Annotated in this window: 18 protein-coding genes; 15 read left to right on the forward strand and 3 right to left on the reverse strand. The window is 61.8% G+C overall.

Annotation, left to right across the window (positions count from 1 at the left end):
* Window positions 1-3: 3 nt before the first annotated feature.
* Both pobA and BW992_RS00625 read left to right on the forward strand, forming a co-directional pair.
* The gene (gene pobA / locus BW992_RS00620; protein WP_072387697.1) at window positions 4-1,194 is read left to right on the forward strand and encodes a 4-hydroxybenzoate 3-monooxygenase; all 1,191 of its coding nucleotides are present in this window, start codon (window positions 4-6) and stop codon (window positions 1,192-1,194) included.
* A gap of 72 nt (window positions 1,195-1,266) precedes the next feature.
* The gene (locus BW992_RS00625) at window positions 1,267-2,784 is read left to right on the forward strand and encodes an MDR family MFS transporter (RefSeq protein ID WP_072387699.1); all 1,518 of its coding nucleotides are present in this window, start codon (window positions 1,267-1,269) and stop codon (window positions 2,782-2,784) included.
* Window positions 2,785-2,877: 93 nt separating this feature from the next.
* Here BW992_RS00625 and BW992_RS00630 read toward each other — a convergent pair whose 3' ends face one another.
* Window positions 2,878-4,227, reverse strand: coding sequence for a spinster family MFS transporter (locus BW992_RS00630; RefSeq protein ID WP_076405295.1), 1,350 nt, complete (start codon window positions 4,225-4,227; stop codon window positions 2,878-2,880).
* A gap of 357 nt (window positions 4,228-4,584) precedes the next feature.
* On the opposite strand from BW992_RS00630, the gene BW992_RS00635 reads away from it, so the two are divergent.
* Entirely contained in the window at window positions 4,585-6,762 is a 2,178-nt protein-coding gene (locus tag BW992_RS00635) for a hypothetical protein (RefSeq protein ID WP_072387703.1), read from the forward strand.
* A 269-nt stretch (window positions 6,763-7,031) separates the two neighbouring features.
* On the opposite strand, the gene BW992_RS00640 is transcribed toward BW992_RS00635, so the two are convergent.
* Window positions 7,032-7,337, reverse strand: a complete 306-nt coding sequence (locus BW992_RS00640; RefSeq protein WP_072387705.1) for a DUF2288 domain-containing protein — start codon at window positions 7,335-7,337, stop codon at window positions 7,032-7,034.
* A gap of 339 nt (window positions 7,338-7,676) precedes the next feature.
* Between BW992_RS00640 and BW992_RS00645 the strand changes: the two genes are divergently transcribed.
* The 9 genes from BW992_RS00645 (at window position 7,677) to BW992_RS00685 (ending at window position 15,559) form a co-directional block, all read left to right on the forward strand.
* The gene (locus BW992_RS00645; RefSeq protein WP_072387707.1) at window positions 7,677-8,804 is read left to right on the forward strand and encodes a branched-chain amino acid ABC transporter substrate-binding protein; all 1,128 of its coding nucleotides are present in this window, start codon (window positions 7,677-7,679) and stop codon (window positions 8,802-8,804) included.
* A 342-nt stretch (window positions 8,805-9,146) separates the two neighbouring features.
* Window positions 9,147-10,070 carry a high-affinity branched-chain amino acid ABC transporter permease LivH gene (livH, locus tag BW992_RS00650; protein WP_076405297.1) on the forward strand — a complete coding sequence of 308 codons (924 nt, stop codon included), beginning with the start codon at window positions 9,147-9,149 and terminating at the stop codon, window positions 10,068-10,070.
* The gene (locus BW992_RS00655) at window positions 10,067-11,332 is read left to right on the forward strand and encodes a high-affinity branched-chain amino acid ABC transporter permease LivM (RefSeq protein WP_072387709.1); all 1,266 of its coding nucleotides are present in this window, start codon (window positions 10,067-10,069) and stop codon (window positions 11,330-11,332) included. Before livH ends, BW992_RS00655 begins: the two co-directional genes overlap by 4 nt.
* Window positions 11,329-12,096: a high-affinity branched-chain amino acid ABC transporter ATP-binding protein LivG gene (livG, locus tag BW992_RS00660; RefSeq protein WP_072387712.1), complete on the forward strand. Its 768-nt coding sequence runs from the start codon at window positions 11,329-11,331 to the stop codon at window positions 12,094-12,096. Before BW992_RS00655 ends, livG begins: the two co-directional genes overlap by 4 nt.
* Complete coding sequence (locus BW992_RS00665; protein ID WP_072387714.1) at window positions 12,097-12,798, forward strand: ABC transporter ATP-binding protein; 702 nt, start codon at window positions 12,097-12,099, stop codon at window positions 12,796-12,798.
* Between the two features lie 330 nt (window positions 12,799-13,128).
* Window positions 13,129-13,434, forward strand: a complete 306-nt coding sequence (locus BW992_RS00670; RefSeq protein WP_072387717.1) for a BufA1 family periplasmic bufferin-type metallophore — start codon at window positions 13,129-13,131, stop codon at window positions 13,432-13,434.
* A 24-nt stretch (window positions 13,435-13,458) separates the two neighbouring features.
* Window positions 13,459-14,328 (forward strand): MNIO family bufferin maturase, encoded by an 870-nt coding sequence (gene bufB, locus BW992_RS00675; protein ID WP_076405299.1) that lies wholly within the window; start codon window positions 13,459-13,461, stop codon window positions 14,326-14,328.
* On the forward strand, window positions 14,325-15,083 hold the full coding sequence (locus BW992_RS00680; protein ID WP_076405300.1) for an HvfC/BufC N-terminal domain-containing protein: 759 nt from the start codon (window positions 14,325-14,327) through the stop codon (window positions 15,081-15,083). The genes bufB and BW992_RS00680 overlap by 4 nt, the downstream gene beginning before the upstream one ends.
* Window positions 15,080-15,559: a DoxX family protein gene (locus tag BW992_RS00685; RefSeq protein ID WP_076405302.1), complete on the forward strand. Its 480-nt coding sequence runs from the start codon at window positions 15,080-15,082 to the stop codon at window positions 15,557-15,559. Before BW992_RS00680 ends, BW992_RS00685 begins: the two co-directional genes overlap by 4 nt.
* A gap of 73 nt (window positions 15,560-15,632) precedes the next feature.
* Here the strand turns inward: BW992_RS00685 and BW992_RS00690 are convergent, their stop codons facing one another.
* Window positions 15,633-16,547: a LysR family transcriptional regulator gene (locus BW992_RS00690; RefSeq protein ID WP_072387727.1), complete on the reverse strand. Its 915-nt coding sequence runs from the start codon at window positions 16,545-16,547 to the stop codon at window positions 15,633-15,635.
* Window positions 16,548-16,650: 103 nt separating this feature from the next.
* On the opposite strand from BW992_RS00690, the gene BW992_RS00695 reads away from it, so the two are divergent.
* The 3 genes from BW992_RS00695 to BW992_RS00705 all read left to right on the forward strand — a co-directional run bounded on the left by BW992_RS00695 (window position 16,651) and on the right by BW992_RS00705 (window position 19,724).
* Window positions 16,651-17,250 (forward strand): short chain dehydrogenase, encoded by a 600-nt coding sequence (locus BW992_RS00695; protein ID WP_072432226.1) that lies wholly within the window; start codon window positions 16,651-16,653, stop codon window positions 17,248-17,250.
* A 76-nt stretch (window positions 17,251-17,326) separates the two neighbouring features.
* Window positions 17,327-18,001, forward strand: coding sequence for a hypothetical protein (locus BW992_RS00700; RefSeq protein ID WP_076407307.1), 675 nt, complete (start codon window positions 17,327-17,329; stop codon window positions 17,999-18,001).
* A gap of 109 nt (window positions 18,002-18,110) precedes the next feature.
* Window positions 18,111-19,724, forward strand: a complete 1,614-nt coding sequence (locus BW992_RS00705) for an NAD(P)/FAD-dependent oxidoreductase (RefSeq protein WP_072432225.1) — start codon at window positions 18,111-18,113, stop codon at window positions 19,722-19,724.
* The last annotated feature ends 94 nt before the right edge of the window (window positions 19,725-19,818 follow it).

Raw genomic sequence — 19,818 nt, forward strand, 5'->3', positions numbered from 1 at the left:
ACAATGAAAACCCTCAAGACTCAAGTCGCCATCATCGGCGCCGGCCCCTCTGGACTGCTGCTTGGCCAATTGTTGCACAATGCCGGAATCGACACGTTGATCCTCGAACGCCAGACCCCGGACTATGTCCTGGGCCGCATTCGCGCAGGGGTGCTGGAACAAGGCATGGCCGAGCTCCTGCGCCAGGCCGGCGTCGGCCAGCGCATGGATGCCGAAGGCCTGCCCCACGACGGCTTTGAACTGGCCCTCAATGGCCGTCGAGTGCACATCGACCTCAAGGGCCTGACCGGCGGCAAGAACGTGATGGTCTATGGCCAGACCGAGGTGACCCGCGACCTCATGGCTGCGCGGCAATCCAGCGGCGGCCGCACGCTGTACGAGGTCGAAAAGGCCCAGCCCCATGACATGCAGACCGAGCACCCCTTCGTCACCTTCGAGCATCAGGGGCAGGCCTGGCGCCTGGACTGCGACTACATCGCCGGCTGCGACGGCTTCCACGGCGTGGCGCGCCAGTCGATCCCGGCGGAAAACCTCAAGGTCTTCGAGCGGGTCTACCCGTTCGGCTGGCTCGGCATCCTGGCCGACACGCCACCGGTCCATGAAGAGCTGGTCTACGCCCGCCACGAACGCGGTTTTGCCCTGTGCAGCATGCGCTCGCGAACCCGCACCCGCTATTACCTGCAGGTGCCCGCGCAGGAGCAGGTGGCCGATTGGCCGGATGAACGTTTCTGGGCCGAACTCAAGCGTCGCCTGCCCGCCGACCTGGCCGAGGCGCTGGTGACCGGCCCCTCCATCGAAAAAAGCATCGCGCCACTGCGCAGCTTCGTGGTCGAGCCCATGCAATACGGGCGCATGTTCCTGGTGGGGGACGCTGCCCACATTGTCCCGCCCACCGGCGCCAAGGGGCTGAACCTGGCGGCCAGCGACGTCAGCACGCTGTTCAACATCCTGCTCAAGGTCTATCGCGAAGGACGCGTGGATCTGCTGCAGCAGTATTCGGCCATCTGCCTGCGGCGGGTCTGGAAAGCCGAGCGCTTCTCCTGGTGGATGACGTCGATGCTGCACCGCTTTGACGACGATGCCTTCGACCAGCGCATCAGCCAAGCGGAGCTGGAATACTTCGTCGACTCCGAGGCCGGGCGCAAAACCATCGCGGAAAATTATGTCGGACTTCCTTATGAGGCTATCGAATAGCCGGCTACCGACTTAAACTGCGGGCTTCGTTCCATTCGCCAGGGCATTCGTGTGAAGCCCGCAGGTTCTACCGTGACTCAGCTCAACATGCCTCAAGCTCCCAAGCCCGCCATTCGCAGCGTACTGGTGGCGCTGATGCTGGCGATTTTCCTGGGCGCCCTGGACCAGACCATCGTCGCCGTCTCGATGCCGGCTATTTCCGCACAGTTCAAGGACCTCAGCCTGCTGGCCTGGGTGATCTCCGGCTACATGGTGGCCATGACCGTGGCGGTGCCGATCTACGGCAAGCTCGGCGACCTTTATGGGCGGCGGCCACTGATGCTGTTCGGCATGGGCCTGTTCACCCTGGCCTCGCTGTTCTGCGGCCTGGCCCAAAGCATGGAACAGCTGGTGCTGGCGCGGATTGTCCAGGGCATCGGTGCCGGTGGGATGATTTCCGTGAGCCAGGCGATCATCGGCGACATCGTGCCGCCCCGGGAGCGGGGTCGCTACCAGGGCTATTTCAGCAGCATGTATGCGGTGGCCAGCGTGGCCGGGCCGGTGCTGGGCGGCTACATGACCGAATACCTGTCATGGCGCTGGGTGTTCTGGATCAACCTGCCCCTGGGCCTGGCGGCCTGGTGGGTGGCCCGGCGGACGCTGGTCGGGCTGCCGGTGCCGAAACGCATTCCCATCATCGATTACCTGGGCACCGTGCTGCTGGTCATCGGCCTGACCGCATTGCTGCTGGGCATTACTCAGATCGGCCAGGGCCACGCCTGGCACAGCCGCGATGTGCTGGGGCTGCTGGGATGCGCGGTGGTGGCCCTGGCGATGTTCGTCTGGCACGAAAACCGGGCGCGGGAACCCTTGCTGCCCATGCACCTGTTCCTCAACCGCAGCGCGGTGCTGTGCTGGTGCACGGTGTTTTTCACCAGCTTCCAGGCGATTTCCCTGACCGTGCTGGTACCGTTGCGCTTTCAGAGCGTCACCGGCGCGGGTGCCGACAGTGCGGCGTTGCACCTGTTGCCCTTGGCGATGGGACTGCCCATAGGCGCCTATTTCGCCGGGCGCCGGACTTCGGTCACGGGGCGCTACAAACCGATGATCCTCAGCGGTGCCCTGCTCTTTCCGTTCGCCATCCTCGGCATGGCCCTCACCCCGCCCGATGCGTTCTGGCTCAGCAGCCTGTTCATGCTGCTCAGCGGCATCGCCTCCGGCATGCAGTTCCCGACCTCATTGGTGGGTTCGCAGAACTCCGTGCAACAGGCGGACATCGGCGTGGCCACCAGCACCACCAACCTGTTCCGCTCCCTCGGCGCAGCGGTGGGCGTGGCGTTGATGTCGGCGCTGTTGCTGGCCTTGCTGAAGGATTCCAGCCTGGCCCAGCTCGCCAGCGCATCACCGATGGGCGAAGGACATTCCGGCAATGTCTTGCTGGACGGCCTGAACGCCGCCCCGGGCCAGGCGCAGCAGGCCCTGCGCCAGGGTTTGCAGGGGACGTTCAGGAATCTGCTGCTGATCAGCGCGGCGGTGTCGTTGCTCGGGCTGGCAGCGGCAGTGGCGATGCCCAACCGATTGCTGCGCGGCCGGGACGAGAAGGTTCGCTAGGCACCATCTCGTCGCCAAGCACAAACCTGTGGCGAGGAGATTTATCACCTCGCCACAGAATCCGGCTCATCATCGGAGCTGAGTCCGGTGCCATCAAGCCGTCGCCGGCACGACTTCCGGCGCCGCCTCAGCGCTCATGCCGTCCTTCATCCGCTTGGCATCGCGCACGAAGCAACGTGACGCCAGGAACAGGAACAGCATGGTCAGCAACAGGGCCACCGGTATCAGGTACATCGCGTCATGCAGGCCGATGGCCTTGAACGCTTCGGTCATCTGATCGACGCCCGCGGCCGCCATGGCCGTGCGCGCGAAATAATCGGAAAGGCCGCCGACCACCACCGGGCCCAGGCCACCGCCCAACAGATACAAGCCGGCGAAATACAGTGCCATCGCCGTGGCCCTCAAGCGTGGCTCCACCACGTCCTGGATCGCGGTGTAGACACAGGTATAAAAGTTATAGGCAAACAACCAGCCCACGCTGAACACCGCCACGAACACGCCGATTTCGATACGTCCGGCGTGCAACGCCCACGCCGTGGTGATCGTGGAAATAGCCAGGCTGAATGCCCCGAACAGCAGGCGACCGTTGGGCACGCGCTGGTGAATCTTGTCGGCGACCCAGCCGCCCAGGGTCAGCCCGAACAAGCCGGTCACGCCCACCATGATCCCCGTGGCGACCGCCGCTTCGTGCAGCGGCATCAGGAAATACCGTTGCAACATGGGCACCAGGAAGGAATTGCAGGCATAGGTCGCGAAGTTGAAGCACAACCCCGCAAGCACCAGCCACAGGAAAGTCGGAATGGCCAATACCCGACGCACCGGCCGGTCGACTTTTTCCTGGGACACCTGCACGGTCTCCGCCGCACCGCGCTTGGGCTCCTTGATGAAGAACATGAACACCGCCAGCACCAATCCCGGTACCGCGGCGATAAAGAACGGGGCGCGCCAGCTGTCGAAGGCCTTGACCATCGCACCGATGGTGAAGAACGCCAGCAGCAGCCCGATCGGCAGGCCCAGCATGAAGATCCCCATGGCCCGCGCCCGGCGATGAGCCGGGAACAGGTCGCCAATCAGCGAATTGGCCGCCGGTGCATAACTGGCTTCGCCAATGCCCACCCCCATGCGCACCACCAGGAACGCCCAGAAACTGCCCACCAGGCCATTGACCGCCGTCAACCCGCTCCAGGCCGCCAGTCCCCAGCCCATCAGCCGGCTGCGCGAGCCGGTATCGGCCATGCGTCCCAAAGGCAGGCCGGCCAGGGCATAGACGATGGTGAACGCCGTGCCGATGATGCCGATCTGGAAGTCGCTGAGGCTCCATTCCATGCGGATCGGCTCGATGATGATGGCGGGAATGGTGCGGTCGAAGAAATTGAACAGGTTGGCCAGGAACAACAGGAACAGAATGCGCCAGGCATTCGCCGCTTGGGTCGAGTTCTGCATGGGTCCGTCTCTTTATTGTTATGGGGCGACGGCGAGGCATCCGGGCCCTGAATCTGCAATCTAGATAGCGCAGCGCGGGCTGTCTCCAATCATTCGCCCCGCTGATACCGGGCCATGGGTGCGGCGGGTTTATTGACGGCAATCAAGTGACTGTGACAATTGCCATCATTTTGCCCAATCCTGATTAAAGATCATCACTCGCTGGCCGATCCAACATGAATAGATTTACCCGAGCGCTGTCAGGCTGCTGTCCTGAACGCTTGGGCCGACCTTCGCGCCAACCAGGGCGCGAGCTCCCATCAGCGATGGTTCGATGACAACGATTGTCGAGCCGAACAGCTCAGGCATACGCGCACCATGACCTCAAAAAAAACCTCCACTGCGTTATCCGATCTGACCCTGAGCCCGGCCGCCAACGGCCCTGAAACCTCAAAGTCGCCGGGGGGCCTGCGTTCCCTGTCGACCCAGCAGTATCTGTATTTCACCGAAACCAACACCGACCGTATCCTCGACAACCTCGACGGCCTGCGTGACACGGTCTTCCCGCGCCCCCCGCACCTGGTGGACGAGGAAAGCGAACGCGGCCAGCAGGAATTCCCGTCGGTGTGCCTGATCGGTCTCGGGCGCTGCGGTTCCAACATTGCCCTGGACGTGGCGGAGCTGGTGTACAACGCCCGCAAGTTCTACCTCAACGAATTCAACGCCGAAGACAAGGCCTACAGCGACAAGGGCTATCGTCCCGCGCAGTGGATCCGCAACAACCTGCGCCTGGGCACCGGCAAGGCGACCAAACCGGTATTCCTGGTGGAGCCCCTGGTGATGCTCGGCGACCTGGACAAGGACATCGCCGGGCGCATCCGCTTTTCGCGCAAGGGTGAAAAAAGCGGCTTCCTGCGCGACTACAGCAAGATGAAGATCATGGACCTGTCGGAAGTCCATGCCGGTGGCGCCGGTAACGCGCCGATCCTGGGCCAGTACCTGGCCAAGATCATCCTGAACAAGGACACCCAGCGTTTCTCCAGCCCCGACTGGAAAATGATCCACTCGTACCTGATCGACAGCTGCGGCATCAAGGCCAACCAGTCGCGCCTGTATTTCTCGATCTTCAGTGCCGGCGGCGGTACAGGTTCGGGCATGGCCTCGGAGTTCGGCCTGGCCCAGCAGTATTCGTACATGAACAAGACGTTCGACACCAAGCCCATGGACGAGCACGACAGCAAGAGCGGTCATTCCTTCGTCTTCGAGCCGATCTTCACCAGCGGCATTTGCGTACTGCCGAATATTTCCGATCACCGCAGCGAAATGTCCGAAGCGTTGCACATCAACGCCGGACGCCTGCTGTGCAAATACCTCTCGGAAGAATGGGATTTCTCGTACAACTTCGCCAATGAAGACAGCAGCGAAGCCAGTGTCATGGGCCGCATCCGCCCCTGGAACGCCATGATGCTGATCTCCAACGACATCATGCGCTACGCCGAAGAGAGCGATGACGGCAACATCCAGAACATCGATGTCAATGCCATGGAGAAGCACGCCAACCAGTACATCTCCCAGCAGATCTTCAACATCCTGACGGCCCAGGCCGTGACCACCGACTACGACCAGAACTATTTCCGGCGCGCCGGCATCGACATCGGCGAAACCATCCGCCTGGATGCCAACGACCTGTTCATGAGCCTGGCCGGCCCGGTGGCGATCGCCTACGCCGAGTCCGTCGTCCCGGAAACCCCGGCGCCCAGCAACGACAAGTTCAAGGTGTTCGACAAGGAACCGCCACGCCTGAACATCGATGACCTGTTCTTCCGCTCCATCGACCTGCCGCACTTCAACAAGGTGACCCAGGCCATCGAGGGCATCAGCCTGTTGCCGATCGAATCCAAGCGCTACCGGGCCTCGCTGGAGCAGTACAAGAACTCCGGCTACGATGCCGCGGCCCTGCACGACCTGCATTTCTTCAAGAACTGCTCGTCGGTGGTGTCCATCGTCTCGCTGCCCAAGGACTACAAGCTGTCCTATATGGACCTGAACCGGCTCAAGACCCACCTCAACAGCCTGTTCCCCAACACCACCCTCAAGCGCTACGCCCTGGTGATCGGCGCGTCGGCCAACCTGTCGCTGACCACCCTGATCGCCAAGAGCCCATGCCTGTCGGACGATTTCCTGACGCTGATCGTGGCCTTCATCAAGCGCTGCTTCGCCCGCAACCCGTATCGCTTCGACGACACCCTGGACAACTCGATCCTGGACTTCATCATCAACGAAGACTTCGACGAGGAACGGATCGACGACCTGCTCAACGAATTCGAGAACCCGGCGAAGATCCTCGACACCAACTGGTATGCGATCAAGCCGATGTACGAAAAGAAATACCGCGAGCTGATCAGCGACAAGGAGAAGTTCGTGTCGATCAACGATATCCGCCTGTCCCGTGATTGCGTGAAGAAGGCCATCAAGTACCTGCGCGAGATCTACCGTCACCGCATCGGCAAGACCAAGGTCATTTCCTTGAACAACCACACCGGCAGGACTTACTGAGGCCAGGTACGCAGACCGCGTCGCCTCGACCGCGAGCTGGCTCGCTTCACAAGGCTCTGTGAACAAGGCCCACTGTGGGAGCCAGCTTTGACTCCATCACCGGCACAACATCCAGAAACAATTGAGCAGCCCAAAGGCTGCTCGATGAACTGTTCCCGTTACGTATACGTCAGCCTGTCCTGTGGCGTTTCGCCACGGCAGGCTGCTGTCACGCTACTCAGCTACACACTTTTTCCAGGTCATGGCATTGACCTGGTTTGGTGCACCGATCAATTCGACGCCCTTTCCTGGATCATGATCCAGGGAGAAACCACCACCGCCCAGAGCAGCGGATCGCGCTCCACGAAATCCAGCGCCCGCGTTTCAGAGAGCTTGGCGACGTGCCCGGCGGCCAGCCAGGCGGCGACTTTGTCCCCTTCGTCCTGGGCCACGGCCTCGGCGGCGGCGATCAAATCCAGTGCCGGGTCGACCCACAATAGGGCACCCTTGGCGAAGAACGGTTCCAGCTCCTTCCAGGTGATGGATGCAGTTTCCCCGAGCAGCTTGGCATAGAGGGTGCTAGGTTCTTGATTCATGGGCACTGTCCGGAAAAGAAATCGGCGCGAATGATAACGTCGGTGGTCTGGCAGAAAAACCCGGTTGCAATTGGAGTGACGATTGAAAAACGCAGCATGGCCAGGGATTGCCGATCAGACCGGACAACACCCGCCGCTATTCTGTCTTTTTCTTTCAATAAAGCGACAACCCCTGATTTTGTCCCCGAGTGCCAGCTTCCCTTGCCAACAAGGGGCGCTCTACACTGTACCGGTACAGTTGCCGGGGGCATTTTCCGTGGGGATATCCAGCATATCTGACCCGGTTCTGCCGCTGCGGCGCCAGGACTATAAAAACTACAACAGCATGAGTGGAGCACTATGACTAAGGCTACTAAGCAGATTTCCAAACTGTTTGCCGCTATGGTTCTGGCCGGGGTTGCCAGCCATTCGTTCGCCGCCGACACCATCACGATCGGCATCGCCGGTCCGAAGACCGGTCCGGTCACCCAGTACGGCGACATGCAATTCGTTGGCGCGAAACAAGCCGTCAAGGACATCAACGCCAAGGGCGGCGTCGATGGCAAGATGCTCGAAGTCAAGGAATACGACGACGCCTGCGACCCTAAACAGGCCGTCGCCGTGGCGAACAAAGTGGTCAACGATGGCGTCAAGTTCGTCGTCGGCCACCTGTGCTCCAGCTCCACCCAGCCAGCTTCGGACATCTACGAAGACGAAGGCGTGATCATGATCACCCCGGCCGCCACCAGCCCGGACATCACCGCCCGTGGCTACAAGATGATCTTCCGCACCATCGGCCTGGACAGCGCCCAGGGCCCTGCCGCCGGCAACTACATCGCCGACCACGTCAAGCCGAAAGTCGTGGCTGTCCTGCACGACAAGCAGCAGTACGGTGAAGGTATCGCCAGCGCCGTGAAGAAAACCCTCGAAGCCAAAGGCGTGAAAGTGGCTGTGTTCGAAGGCCTGAACGCCGGTGACAAGGACTTCTCCTCGATCATCCAGCGCCTCAAGCAGAACAATGTCGACTTCGTCTACTACGGTGGCTACCACCCTGAACTGGGCCTGATCCTGCGTCAGTCCAAGGAAAAGGGCCTGAAAGCCAAGTTCATGGGGCCTGAAGGCGTCGGCAACGACTCCATCTCCCAGATCGCCCAGGACGCTTCCGAAGGCCTGCTGGTGACCCTGCCGAAGTCCTTCGATGCCGACCCTGCGAACAAGGCCGTCGTCGATGCCATCAAGGCCGACGGCAAGGATCCAAGCGGTCCGTTCGTGTTCCCGGCCTACTCCGCGGTCCAACTGATCGCCGAAGGCATCAAGGCCGCCAAGAGCGACGACACCGCCAAGGTTGCCGAAACCATCCACAAGGGCACCTTCAAGACGCCGACCGGCGACCTGTCGTTCGACGAGAAGGGCGACCTGAAGGACTTCAAGTTCGTGGTCTACGAATGGCACTTCAACAAGCCGAAGACTGAAGTCTCCCCTCAGTAAGCCAGGCCTGGTGTCCTGGCTCACAGATACGTTCTTTTTTGACGAGTGGCTGTAGTCGTCAGGCAACGCAGCATGACGACTACAGACGCCGCCATAAGGAACCGTACTCGTGATACAGGACACTCATGGTCAACAAGCCCACTGTGCAAGCAGTGGGCTTTGTTTTACGAGGTTTATGGGCCAGGCACCCGCGATCCGGGCGCTGGTTCACCTGAAAATCTTAAAACCGTCACCAGCGGTTCGCTGGCAAACGCTCGGAGCAAATGTGATCAGAGAACACAGCACCGGGCCGGAACATGACTCCACCAGTGAAATGCGTATCGGGTTTTTAGGAGCGCTGTAATGCCTGAGATCTATCATTTTTTCCAACAGCTGGTTAATGGCCTGACCATTGGCAGCACCTATGCCTTGATAGCCATTGGCTACACAATGGTTTACGGCATCATTGGAATGATTAACTTCGCCCATGGCGAGGTCTACATGATCGGTTCCTACGTGGCCTTCATCGCCCTTGCCGGGCTGGCCATGATGGGCATCGACTCACTGCCGCTGTTGATGACCGCCGCGTTCGTGGCGTCGATCATCGTAACCAGTGCCTATGGCTACAGTATCGAACGCGTTGCCTATCGTCCCTTGCGAAGCAGCAACCGGTTGATCCCGCTGATTTCCGCCATCGGCATGTCGATATTCCTGCAGAACACCGTATTGCTGTCCCAGGACTCCAAGGACAAGTCGATTCCCAACCTGATCCCGGGGAGCTTCTCCTTCGGCCCGGGCGGCGCCGAAGAAGTGCTGGTGTCCTACATGCAGATCCTGGTGTTCGTCGTGACCCTGGTCGCCATGCTCGGGCTGACCCTGTTCATCTCCCGTTCCCGCCTTGGCCGCGCCTGTCGCGCCTGCGCCGAGGACATCAAGATGGCCAACCTGCTGGGCATCAACACCAACAACATCATCGCCCTCACCTTCGTCATCGGGGCCGCACTGGCGGCTGTCGCCGCGGTACTGCTGAGCATGCAGTACGGGGTGATCAACCCGAACGCCGGTTTCCTGGTGGGCCTCAAGGCCTTCACCGCGGCGGTACTGGGTGGCATCGGCAGCATCCCGGGCGCGATGCTCGGCGGGCTGATGCTCGGGGTGGCCGAAGCGTTCGGCGCCGATATCTTTGGTGACCAGTACAAGGACGTCGTGGCGTTCGGTCTCCTGGTCCTGGTCCTGTTGTTCCGGCCGACCGGCATCCTGGGCCGTCCGGAGGTTGAGAAAGTATGAACAAATATCTTAAACAGGCGCTGTTCAGCGCCGCGCTGGTCTGGGCCGTGGCCTTCCCCGTGCTGGGCCTCAAGCTGAGCATCGTCGGGGTCAACCTCGAAGTGCACGGCACCGGTCCCCTGACACTGAGCGTGATTGCCCTGTGCTCGGTACTGATGTTCCTGCGGGTGCTGTTCAGCCAACAGGTCGGCACGCTGCTGCGTTCCAACCGCGGACCGCTGGTTTCACCCAAGGTCAGCCAGTTCCTGACACTGCCACGCACCCAGCGCCAGATCATCATCGGCCTGATCGTGGTTGCCCTGGTCTGGCCGTTCTTCGGCTCCCGGGGCGCGGTGGATATCGCCACGCTGATCCTGATCTATGTCCTGCTGGGACTGGGCCTGAACATCGTGGTCGGCCTGGCCGGGCTGCTGGACCTGGGCTACGTGGGTTTCTACGCGGTCGGTGCCTACAGCTACGCGCTGCTGTCCCATTATTTGGGCCTGAGCTTCTGGATCTGCCTGCCGATCGCCGGCTTGATGGCGGCCACCTTCGGCTTCCTGCTGGGCTTCCCGGTGCTGCGGCTGCGGGGCGACTACCTGGCCATCGTGACCCTGGGCTTCGGCGAGATCATCCGCTTGTTCCTGCGTAACCTCACCGACCTCACCGGCGGCCCCAACGGCATCAGCAACATTCCCAAGCCGACGTTCTTCGGCCTGAGCTTCGACCGCACCGCGGCCGAGGGCATGCAGACCTTCCACCAGTTCTTCGGGCTGACCTACAACCCGGTGAGCAAGGTGGTGTTCCTCTACCTGGTCGCACTGCTGCTGGCCCTGGCCGCGCTGTTCGTCATCAACCGCCTGCTGCGCATGCCCATCGGCCGTGCGTGGGAAGCATTGCGCGAAGATGAAATCGCCTGCCGGGCCCTGGGCCTCAATCCGACCGTGATCAAGCTCTCGGCCTTTACCCTCGGTGCCGCGTTCGCCGGTTTCGCCGGCAGCTTCTTCGCTGCCCGCCAGGGCCTGGTGACGCCGGAATCCTTCACCTTCATCGAGTCGGCGATTATCCTCGCCATCGTCGTGCTGGGCGGGATGGGCTCGCAACTGGGTGTGATCCTGGCCGCGATCGTGATGATCCTGCTGCCTGAAATGATGCGTGAATTCAGTGAATACCGCATGTTGATGTTCGGCGCCTTGATGGTGCTGATGATGATCTGGCGTCCTCAAGGTCTGCTGCCTATGCAACGCCCCGAACTCAAACTAAGAGCGGAGCCGCACAAATGAGCCGCGAGATCCTCAAGGTCGAAAATCTGAGCATGCGCTTCGGCGGCTTGCTGGCGGTCAATGGCGTGGCCCTGACCGTCAAGGAAAAACAGGTCGTGGCGCTGATCGGGCCGAACGGCGCGGGCAAGACCACCGTGTTCAACTGCCTGACCGGTTTCTACCAGCCCACCGGCGGCACCATCCTGCTGGACGGCCAGCCGATCCAGGGCCTGCCGGGGCACAAGATCGCCCTCAAGGGCGTGGTACGCACCTTCCAGAACGTACGGCTGTTCAAGGACATGACTGCGATCGAGAACCTGCTGATCGCCCAGCACCGTCACCTGAACACCAACTTCTTTGCCGGCCTGTTCAAGACCCCGTCCTTCCGCAGGAGCGAACGCGAGGCGATGGAGTACGCCGAATACTGGCTGGAGAAAGTCAACCTCAAGGAGTTCGCCAACCGGACCGCCGGGACCCTGGCCTATGGTCAGCAGCGGCGCCTGGAGATCGCCCGGTGCATGATGACCCGTCCGCGGATCCTCATGCTCGACGAGCCGGCCGCCGGCCTGAACCCCAAGGAAACCGAAGATCTCAAGGCCCTCATCGGAGTGCTGCGCGAAGAGCACAACGTCACCGTGCTGCTGATCGAGCACGACATGAAACTGGTCATGAGCATCTCCGACCACATCGTGGTGATCAACCAGGGTACGCCCCTGGCCGATGGCACCCCGGAACAGATCCGCGACAATCCTGAAGTGATCAAAGCCTACCTGGGGGAAGCGTAAATGCTGCAGTTCGAAAACGTTTCCACCTTCTACGGCAAGATCCAGGCCCTGCACAGCGTCAACGTGGAAGTCCGCCAGGGCGAGATCGTGACGCTGATCGGCGCCAACGGTGCCGGCAAATCCACCCTGCTGATGACGCTCTGCGGTTCACCCCGGGCCCACAGCGGCAGCATCCGCTACATGGGTGAGGAGCTGGTGGGCATGGACTCGTCGCACATCATGCGCAAGAGCATTGCCGTGGTGCCGGAAGGCCGTCGGGTGTTTGCCCGGCTGACCGTGGAAGAAAACCTCGCCATGGGTGGATTCTTCACCGACAAGGGCGACTATCAGGAACAGATGGACAAGGTGCTGCACCTTTTCCCACGCCTGAAAGAGCGCTTTACCCAGCGCGGCGGCACCATGTCCGGTGGTGAACAGCAGATGCTCGCCATTGGCCGTGCGCTGATGAGCAAGCCCAAGCTGCTGCTGCTCGACGAGCCCTCCCTGGGCCTGGCACCGATCATCATCCAGCAGATCTTCGACATCATCGAGCAGCTGCGCAAGGATGGCGTGACGGTGTTCCTGGTGGAGCAGAACGCCAACCAGGCGCTGAAGATCGCCGACCGTGCCTATGTGCTGGAAAACGGCCGGGTGGTGATGCAAGGCACCGGTGAAGCACTGCTGACCGACCCGAAAGTGCGCGAGGCGTATCTGGGGGGTTGAGTCTGTCGCAGAAAAAGAAACGGCCTTCGGGCCGTTTTTTTTGCCCGGCTTTTCCAGTGAATGCAATGGCAGGCAGCAATACATCTGTGGCGAGGGGATTTATCCCCGTTGGGCTGCGAGCAGCCCTCGCGATGCCGCATCAATCAGCCTGACACACCGCAGAGCTGTTTTTCGGGGCTGCTTGGCAGCCCAACGGGGATCCTCCACATCGGATTTCCCAGGTGGGCAAAAAATAATGGGGGCCCGCTGTAACGCTTTGCCACCGTCCTTCTCTAGTTCAGCAGACCGGCGCTAACGCCGGTTCATTTCCCTGAAGACTGGAGAATCATCATGACTGCTTCGACCCGCACCCTGTCCGCCACTGCCCTGGTCCTGGCCCTGGGTTCCGCCCTGAGCATGACAGCCGTCTCGACCGTTCACGCAGCCGACGACACCATGGAAAAATGCTTCGGCGTTGCCCTCAAGGGCAAGAATGACTGCGCCGCCGGCGCCGGCACCACCTGCGCCGGTACCGCAAAAATGGACTATCAGGCCAACGCCTGGAAATCGGTGCCTAAAGGCACGTGCACCACCATGGAAAGCAAAACCTCACCCACCGGTTTCGGCCAGCTCGAAGCGTTCAAAGCCAAGTCCTGATCGCATCGCCTGAGGCCCGCCACCATGTTGAACACCCCATCCCTCGCCACTGATCGTCGACTGCCGCCAAGGGCGGGGCTGGGGCTCAAGAGCGAGCATTTTCATGAAGTGCTGCAGACCCGACCGGATCTGGGTTTTTTCGAAGTGCACGCGGAAAACTACATGGTGGCCGGCGGGCCGCTTCATCACTTCCTGGGGCTGATACGCGAACGGTATCCGCTGTCGTTGCATGGCGTCGGCCTGTCGATCGGTGGGGAGGGTCCGCTGGATGTCACGCATGTGCAGCGCCTGGCCGCCTTGATCGAACGCTATCAACCCCAGTCCTTTTCCGAACACCTGGCCTGGTCCAGCCACGGCCCGGTGTTCCTCAATGACTTGCTCCCCCTGGCCTATGACGAAGCAACCCTCGAACGGGTCTGCGAACACATCGACCAGGTGCAGACCAGCCTCAAGCGCACGCTGTTACTGGAAAACCCGGCCACCTACCTGGGCTTTGAAACCTCGACCTTCGACGAGCCACAGTTCATGAGCGAAGTGATCCGCCGCACCGGCTGCGGCCTGCTGCTGGACGTGAACAACGTCTACGTTTCGTGCATCAACCATGGCCGCGATCCACTGGCCTACCTCGACGCCCTGCCCCTGCAGATGACTGGCGAAATCCACCTGGCCGGCTTCGCCGAGGATACCGACAGCCTCGGCGAGCGCCTGCTGATAGATGATCACGGCGCGCCGATCGATCATGCAGTCTGGCAGCTGTACCTCAAGGAGCTGGAGCGGACCGGGCCGATCGCCACCTTGATCGAGCGCGACAACCACGTCCCGGCATGGGAGGTGCTGCTGGCCGAAGCACGCCAGGCCGATCATCTGTTGAGCGCCGCTGGAGCCCGGCCATGAGCAATCAGCACGCATTTGCCGCCGCCCTGCTCGACCCGCGCAAGGCATGTCCGCCCGGCCTGATCAGCGCCAATGGGGAAGCCCCGGAAAGCCGTTTCGCGGTGCACCGCAACAACGTGCTCAGCTCATTGATCAATGCCCTGGCCGACAACTACCCGGTGGTGGTGCAACTGGTGGGCGAGGAATTCTTCCGAGCCATGGCCGGGGTCTATGTCCAATCCACGCCGCCGCGCAGCCCGGTGATGAACGACTACGGCGGCGACTTTGCCGAGTTCATCGAACACTTCGAACCCGCCGCCAGCGTGCCTTACCTGGCGGACGTCGCTCGGCTGGAGCGACTGCATGTGCAAGCCTGGCATGCCGCCGACGCCGAGCCCATGGCGCAAGAACGAATCGTGGCGGCGCTGTCGTCCCCCATGCTGGCAGGGGACTTGAAGATCGGGCTTCACCCGTCACTTCGGCTATTGCAATCCCCCTATGCCGTCGTGACGATCTGGGCCGCCCATCAACACCAGGCGCCCGCACCGTTCGAAACGCTTCCCGCGCAAAACGCCTTGGTGCTGCGCAATGGCCTGGACGTGGAGGTGTTTGCGATCAGTCGCGCGGCCCATGGGTTCATCGCAGCCCTGCAACAAGGGTTCTCCCTGACTGCGGCCATTGAGGCCTCGATCGACCTTGACCTGGAACACACCCTGGCGGGGCTCATCCGCCACCAGGCCATCACCCATCTCCTAGCCGAACAGGTACTCCCATGAACACCCTGATTTGCGGTTTCATTCAATGGCTGGAGAAAATTCCCCACAGCCTGATCGCCTTCATCGGGCGCTTTTGCATTGCCGCAGTGTTCTGGAAGTCCGGCCAGACCAAAATCGAAGGACTGGCCATCGACCTGGTCGACGGCACCTTCCAGATCGGCCTGCCGCGCCTAGCGGACTCGACCATCCCCCTGTTCAAAAGTGAATACGCCCTGCCGCTGCTGTCGCCGGAACTGGCCGCGCACCTGGCGGCCTTTGCCGAGCATGTATTTCCAGTGCTGATCCTGCTTGGCCTGGCGACGCGCTTCTCGGCACTGGCCCTGCTCGGCATGACCGTGACCATCCAGGTGTTCGTCTACCCGGACGCCTACCCGACCCATGGCACCTGGGCGGCGGTGTTGCTGTACCTGATGGCCCGTGGACCGGGAGTGTTGTCGATCGATCACCTGATCGCCAAGCGCTACGCACACAGCTGAACACAGATTCCCTCACAGGGATCTGGACAGTCGAAACATCCAAGCCACCCACAGGGATTGTCCAGTGGATGGACTATCGTTGGAGCCGATCCAACGCCTCGCCACTGCGCTTGAACCAATCGATCAGATAGTCGGCCAGCACCTGGGTGCGCCTGGGCAGGCCGCCCTGGTACGGATGGACCAGGTACATCGGCATGCGCCGGGTCTGGTAATCGTGCAGCAAATTGCGCAGGCGCCCGTCGGCCAATTCTTCATGCAGCAGATAGGACGGCAGCCGGGCAATTCCGGCACCGGCCAAGGCCGCTTTTTTCAACAGGCTGTAGTGATTGCTGGCGAACGGCCCGGAGACTCGCACCCGCAGCAGCTCATGCCGTTGGTGGTACAGCCATTCCTCGCGGCCGCTGTAATGGCTGTTGAGCAGGCAACGGTGTTCGGCCAGGGCCTGAGGCGTGTCGGGCTCCCCATGACGCTCCAGGTAGGCCGGGCTGGCACAGGTCATTTCGTGCCAGGCCAATAGCGGCCGCGCCACCAGGCGCTCATCGATGGCGGCATCGGAACGGATCGCCAGGTCGAAACCATCCCGGGACAGGTCGCGATAGCCGTTGTTGAGCTCCAGTTCGATCTGCACGTCCGGATAGGTGCGGGCAAATTCCGTCAACAGCCCATCAAAGAAGGTTTCACCCAGGGAAACCGGAACCGTCATGCGCACCGGACCGCAAATGTCATCCTTCAACCGGGCCAATGCCTGACGCGCACGCTCCACTTGCACCAGCAATGCCTGGGCCTGGGGCAGCAACGCCGTCCCCGCCGCCGTAAGGCTCAGGCGTCGCGTGGTGCGCTGCAACAGCACCACTGAAAAACGGCTTTCCAACAGACTGATGCGCTTGGACAACTGGCCCTTGCTGCACCCCAACTGCTGGGCGGCCAGGGTAAAGCTGCCCGCCTCGATCAACACGGCGAACGCCGCCAGGTCATCCATTTCGCTCATTGGATTGTTTCCAAATGAAAACCAAAGGTTGCCTATTAGCATGATTATCAGCGTAAAGAACCCCTCTAGACTCAAAACTCGTTCAATCCAATGAGGAATCTCCATGAAAATCCTGTTGATCGGCGCCAACGGCACCATTGGCTCGGCCATCGATAACGAACTGTCGCCGCGCCACGAAATCGTCCGCATCGGCCGCCACAGCGGTGACCTGCAAGTGGACATCAGCGACAGCGCCTCCATCCGTGCCCTGTTCGAAAAGACCGGACGCTTCGATGCACTGGTCTGCGCGGCGGGCAATGTCACCTTCGCCCCCTTGGGCGACATGACGGAGGAAAGCTTTGCCCTCGGCCTGAAAGACAAGCTGATGGGCCAGGTCAACCTGCTGCTGATCGGCCGTGAATATGCCAACGACGGAGCCTCGTTCACCTTCACCACCGGCGTGCTCAGCCATGACCCGATCAAGAGCGGCGCATCGGCGGCCCTGGTCAACGGCGCCCTGGACAGCTTCGTGCGTGCCGCGGCGATCGAGTTGCCTCGGGGGCTGCGGGTCAACTCGGTCAGCCCGAACGTGCTGGTGGAAGCCATGGACAAGTACGCACCCTACTTCCGAGGCTACAAGCCGGTGCCGGCCGCCGACGTCGCCCTGGCCTACGCCAAGAGCGTCGAAGGCCTGCAGAGCGGCCAGACCTTTCACGTAGGTTGAGCCAGGGAAAGCACCTACGGGTTGTGGTGAAGGACCAGTCTGAGTAACGTGGCGACACTTGTCTGGAGACCCAATGATGCGTGCCGCCCGTTCCCTGTTGCTTGTCGCCCTCCTCCCCCTCTTCGCCGCCTGTCAATTGCTCGAAGCGCCACGCCAGAGCGCGTCCCATGCGGGCCAGACTCGCATGCAGGGCGCGCTCACGGCGGCCGATGGCAAGCTGCTGTTCCAGCCCTGCCAGGACCAGCGCCGCTTCATCGTCAACGACAGCGGCAGCACCAGTGTGCTGCAGCAGGCCGCCGTCCTGGCCGGAGACCAGGGCAAGCTGTTCGCCGATGTGCGTGGGCGTATCGTCTCCAGTGCCGCGGCCGGCACCGACAGCCAGCTGGACCTCCAGCAGCTGTATCGCCTGGAACGCTCGGGCACATCCTGCGACGACGCCGACTTCAAGCGAATGACCCTGCGCGCCACAGGACACGGCCCTGAATGGTCGCTCCAGGCCGGAGGCAAGGGCCTGGTGCTGGAGCGCGAAGGCCAGCCGACACTGGCAGTGCCTTACGTCGAAGAACAAGTGGGCGACGGCCGCTTCAACCTTGGCACCGAGGCTAATGGCCAGAAAGTCGAACTCTGGGTCACCCCCTCCCGCTGTGTCGACAGCAGCACCGGCAGCGTGCAGCACATGAGCGCCGAATTGCGGATCAACGGCCAGGTCCAGCGCGGCTGTGCCTATTTCGGTGGGGCACGCGACGACTGAATGGACGGGCAGCTTGTTTTAAGCTCACCGGAATCGGCTTTGCGGCTTATAATCGCCGGTTTGAAGAACGCCCTGGCGCAGTTGTGCGCCCCGCGAACCGGACCCCACCATGTTACGAATCACCGAACTGAAACTGCCGCTCGACCATTGCGAAGAAGACTTGCGCGCCGCCATCCTGCAGCGCCTGGGCATCGCCAGCGATGACCTGCTCGACTTCACCCTGTTCAAGCGCAGCTACGACGCACGCAAGAAATCCTCCGAACTGTGCTTCATCTACACCCTCGACCTGACGGTGCGCGATGAAGCCGGCCTGCTGCGCAAGTTCGCCGATGATCGTAACGTCAACGAAGCACCGGATGTCAGCTACAAGATGGTCGGCCAGGCCCCGGCGGACGTGGGTGAACGGCCGATCGTGGTGGGCTTCGGTCCGTGCGGGATCTTCGCCGCCCTGTTACTGGCGCAGATGGGCTTCAAGCCGATCATTCTCGAGCGCGGTCCGGAAGTTCGCCAGCGCACCAAGGACACCTGGGGCCTGTGGCGCAAAAGCGTACTCAATCCCGAATCCAACGTGCAGTTCGGCGAAGGCGGCGCCGGGACGTTTTCAGACGGCAAGCTCTACAGCCAGATCAAGGACCCGAAATTCCTGGGCCGCAAGGTGCTGCACGAGTTCGTCAAGGCCGGTGCGCCGGAGGAAATCCTTTATGTCAGCAAGCCCCACATCGGCACCTTCCGCCTGACAGGCGTCGTGGAAAACATGCGCGAGCAGATCCGTGCCCTGGGCGGTGAAGTGCGATTCCAGCAAAGGGTGACGGACGTGCTGATCGAGGATGGTCAACTGGTCGGCGTCGAGCTGGCCAGCGGAGAACGTATTCACTCCCGCCACGTGATCCTGGCCCTGGGACATAGCGCCCGGGACACCTTCCGCATGCTCCACAGCCGTGGCGTATACATGGAAGCCAAGCCGTTCTCGGTGGGTTTCCGTATCGAACACCCGCAATCGCTGATCGACAGCGCACGCCTGGGCAAGTATGCCGGCCACCCGAAACTGGGCGCCGCCGACTACAAGCTGGTGCACCACGCCAGGAACGGTCGTTCGGTATACAGCTTCTGCATGTGCCCTGGCGGTACCGTGGTGGCCGCCACTTCCGAGCCGAATCGGGTCGTGACCAACGGCATGAGCCAGTACTCGCGCAATGAACGCAATGCCAACTCCGGCATCGTGGTGGGCATCACGCCGGAGGTGGACTACCCCGGCGGCCCCCTGGCCGGGATCGAATTGCAGGAGCGCCTGGAGTCCCATGCCTTTGTGCTCGGCGGCAGCAACTACGAGGCCCCGGCGCAGCTGGTGGGCGACTTCATTGCCGGCAAGCCGTCCACGGCGTTGGGCAGCGTCGAGCCTTCCTACAAACCAGGGGTCGCCCTGGGTGACCTGGCCCTGGCGTTGCCGGACTTCGCCATCGAAGCCATTCGCGAAGCGCTGCCGGCCTTCGAAAAACAGATCCGCGGTTATTCGCTGCATGACGCCGTACTGACCGGCATCGAAACCCGTACGTCGTCACCGCTGCGCATCACCCGCAACGAATCGTTGCAGAGCCTGAACGTGAAGGGTCTGTTCCCGGCCGGCGAAGGTGCCGGTTATGCAGGCGGGATCCTGTCGGCAGGCGTCGACGGGATCAGGATTGCCGAGGCGGTGGCACGGGATATCCTCGGCCTCGAAGCCTGAGGGGACACTGCTGTTCACTCGAGGCAGCCACAGGCCCCGGTAAACAGCATTACCCTGTAGAAGCGAGCTCGCGATGACGGCCTGGCATTCAACA

Origin of the sequence: Pseudomonas sp. 7SR1 (assembly GCF_900156465.1) — a bacterium.
In the GTDB taxonomy this organism is placed as follows: domain Bacteria; phylum Pseudomonadota; class Gammaproteobacteria; order Pseudomonadales; family Pseudomonadaceae; genus Aquipseudomonas.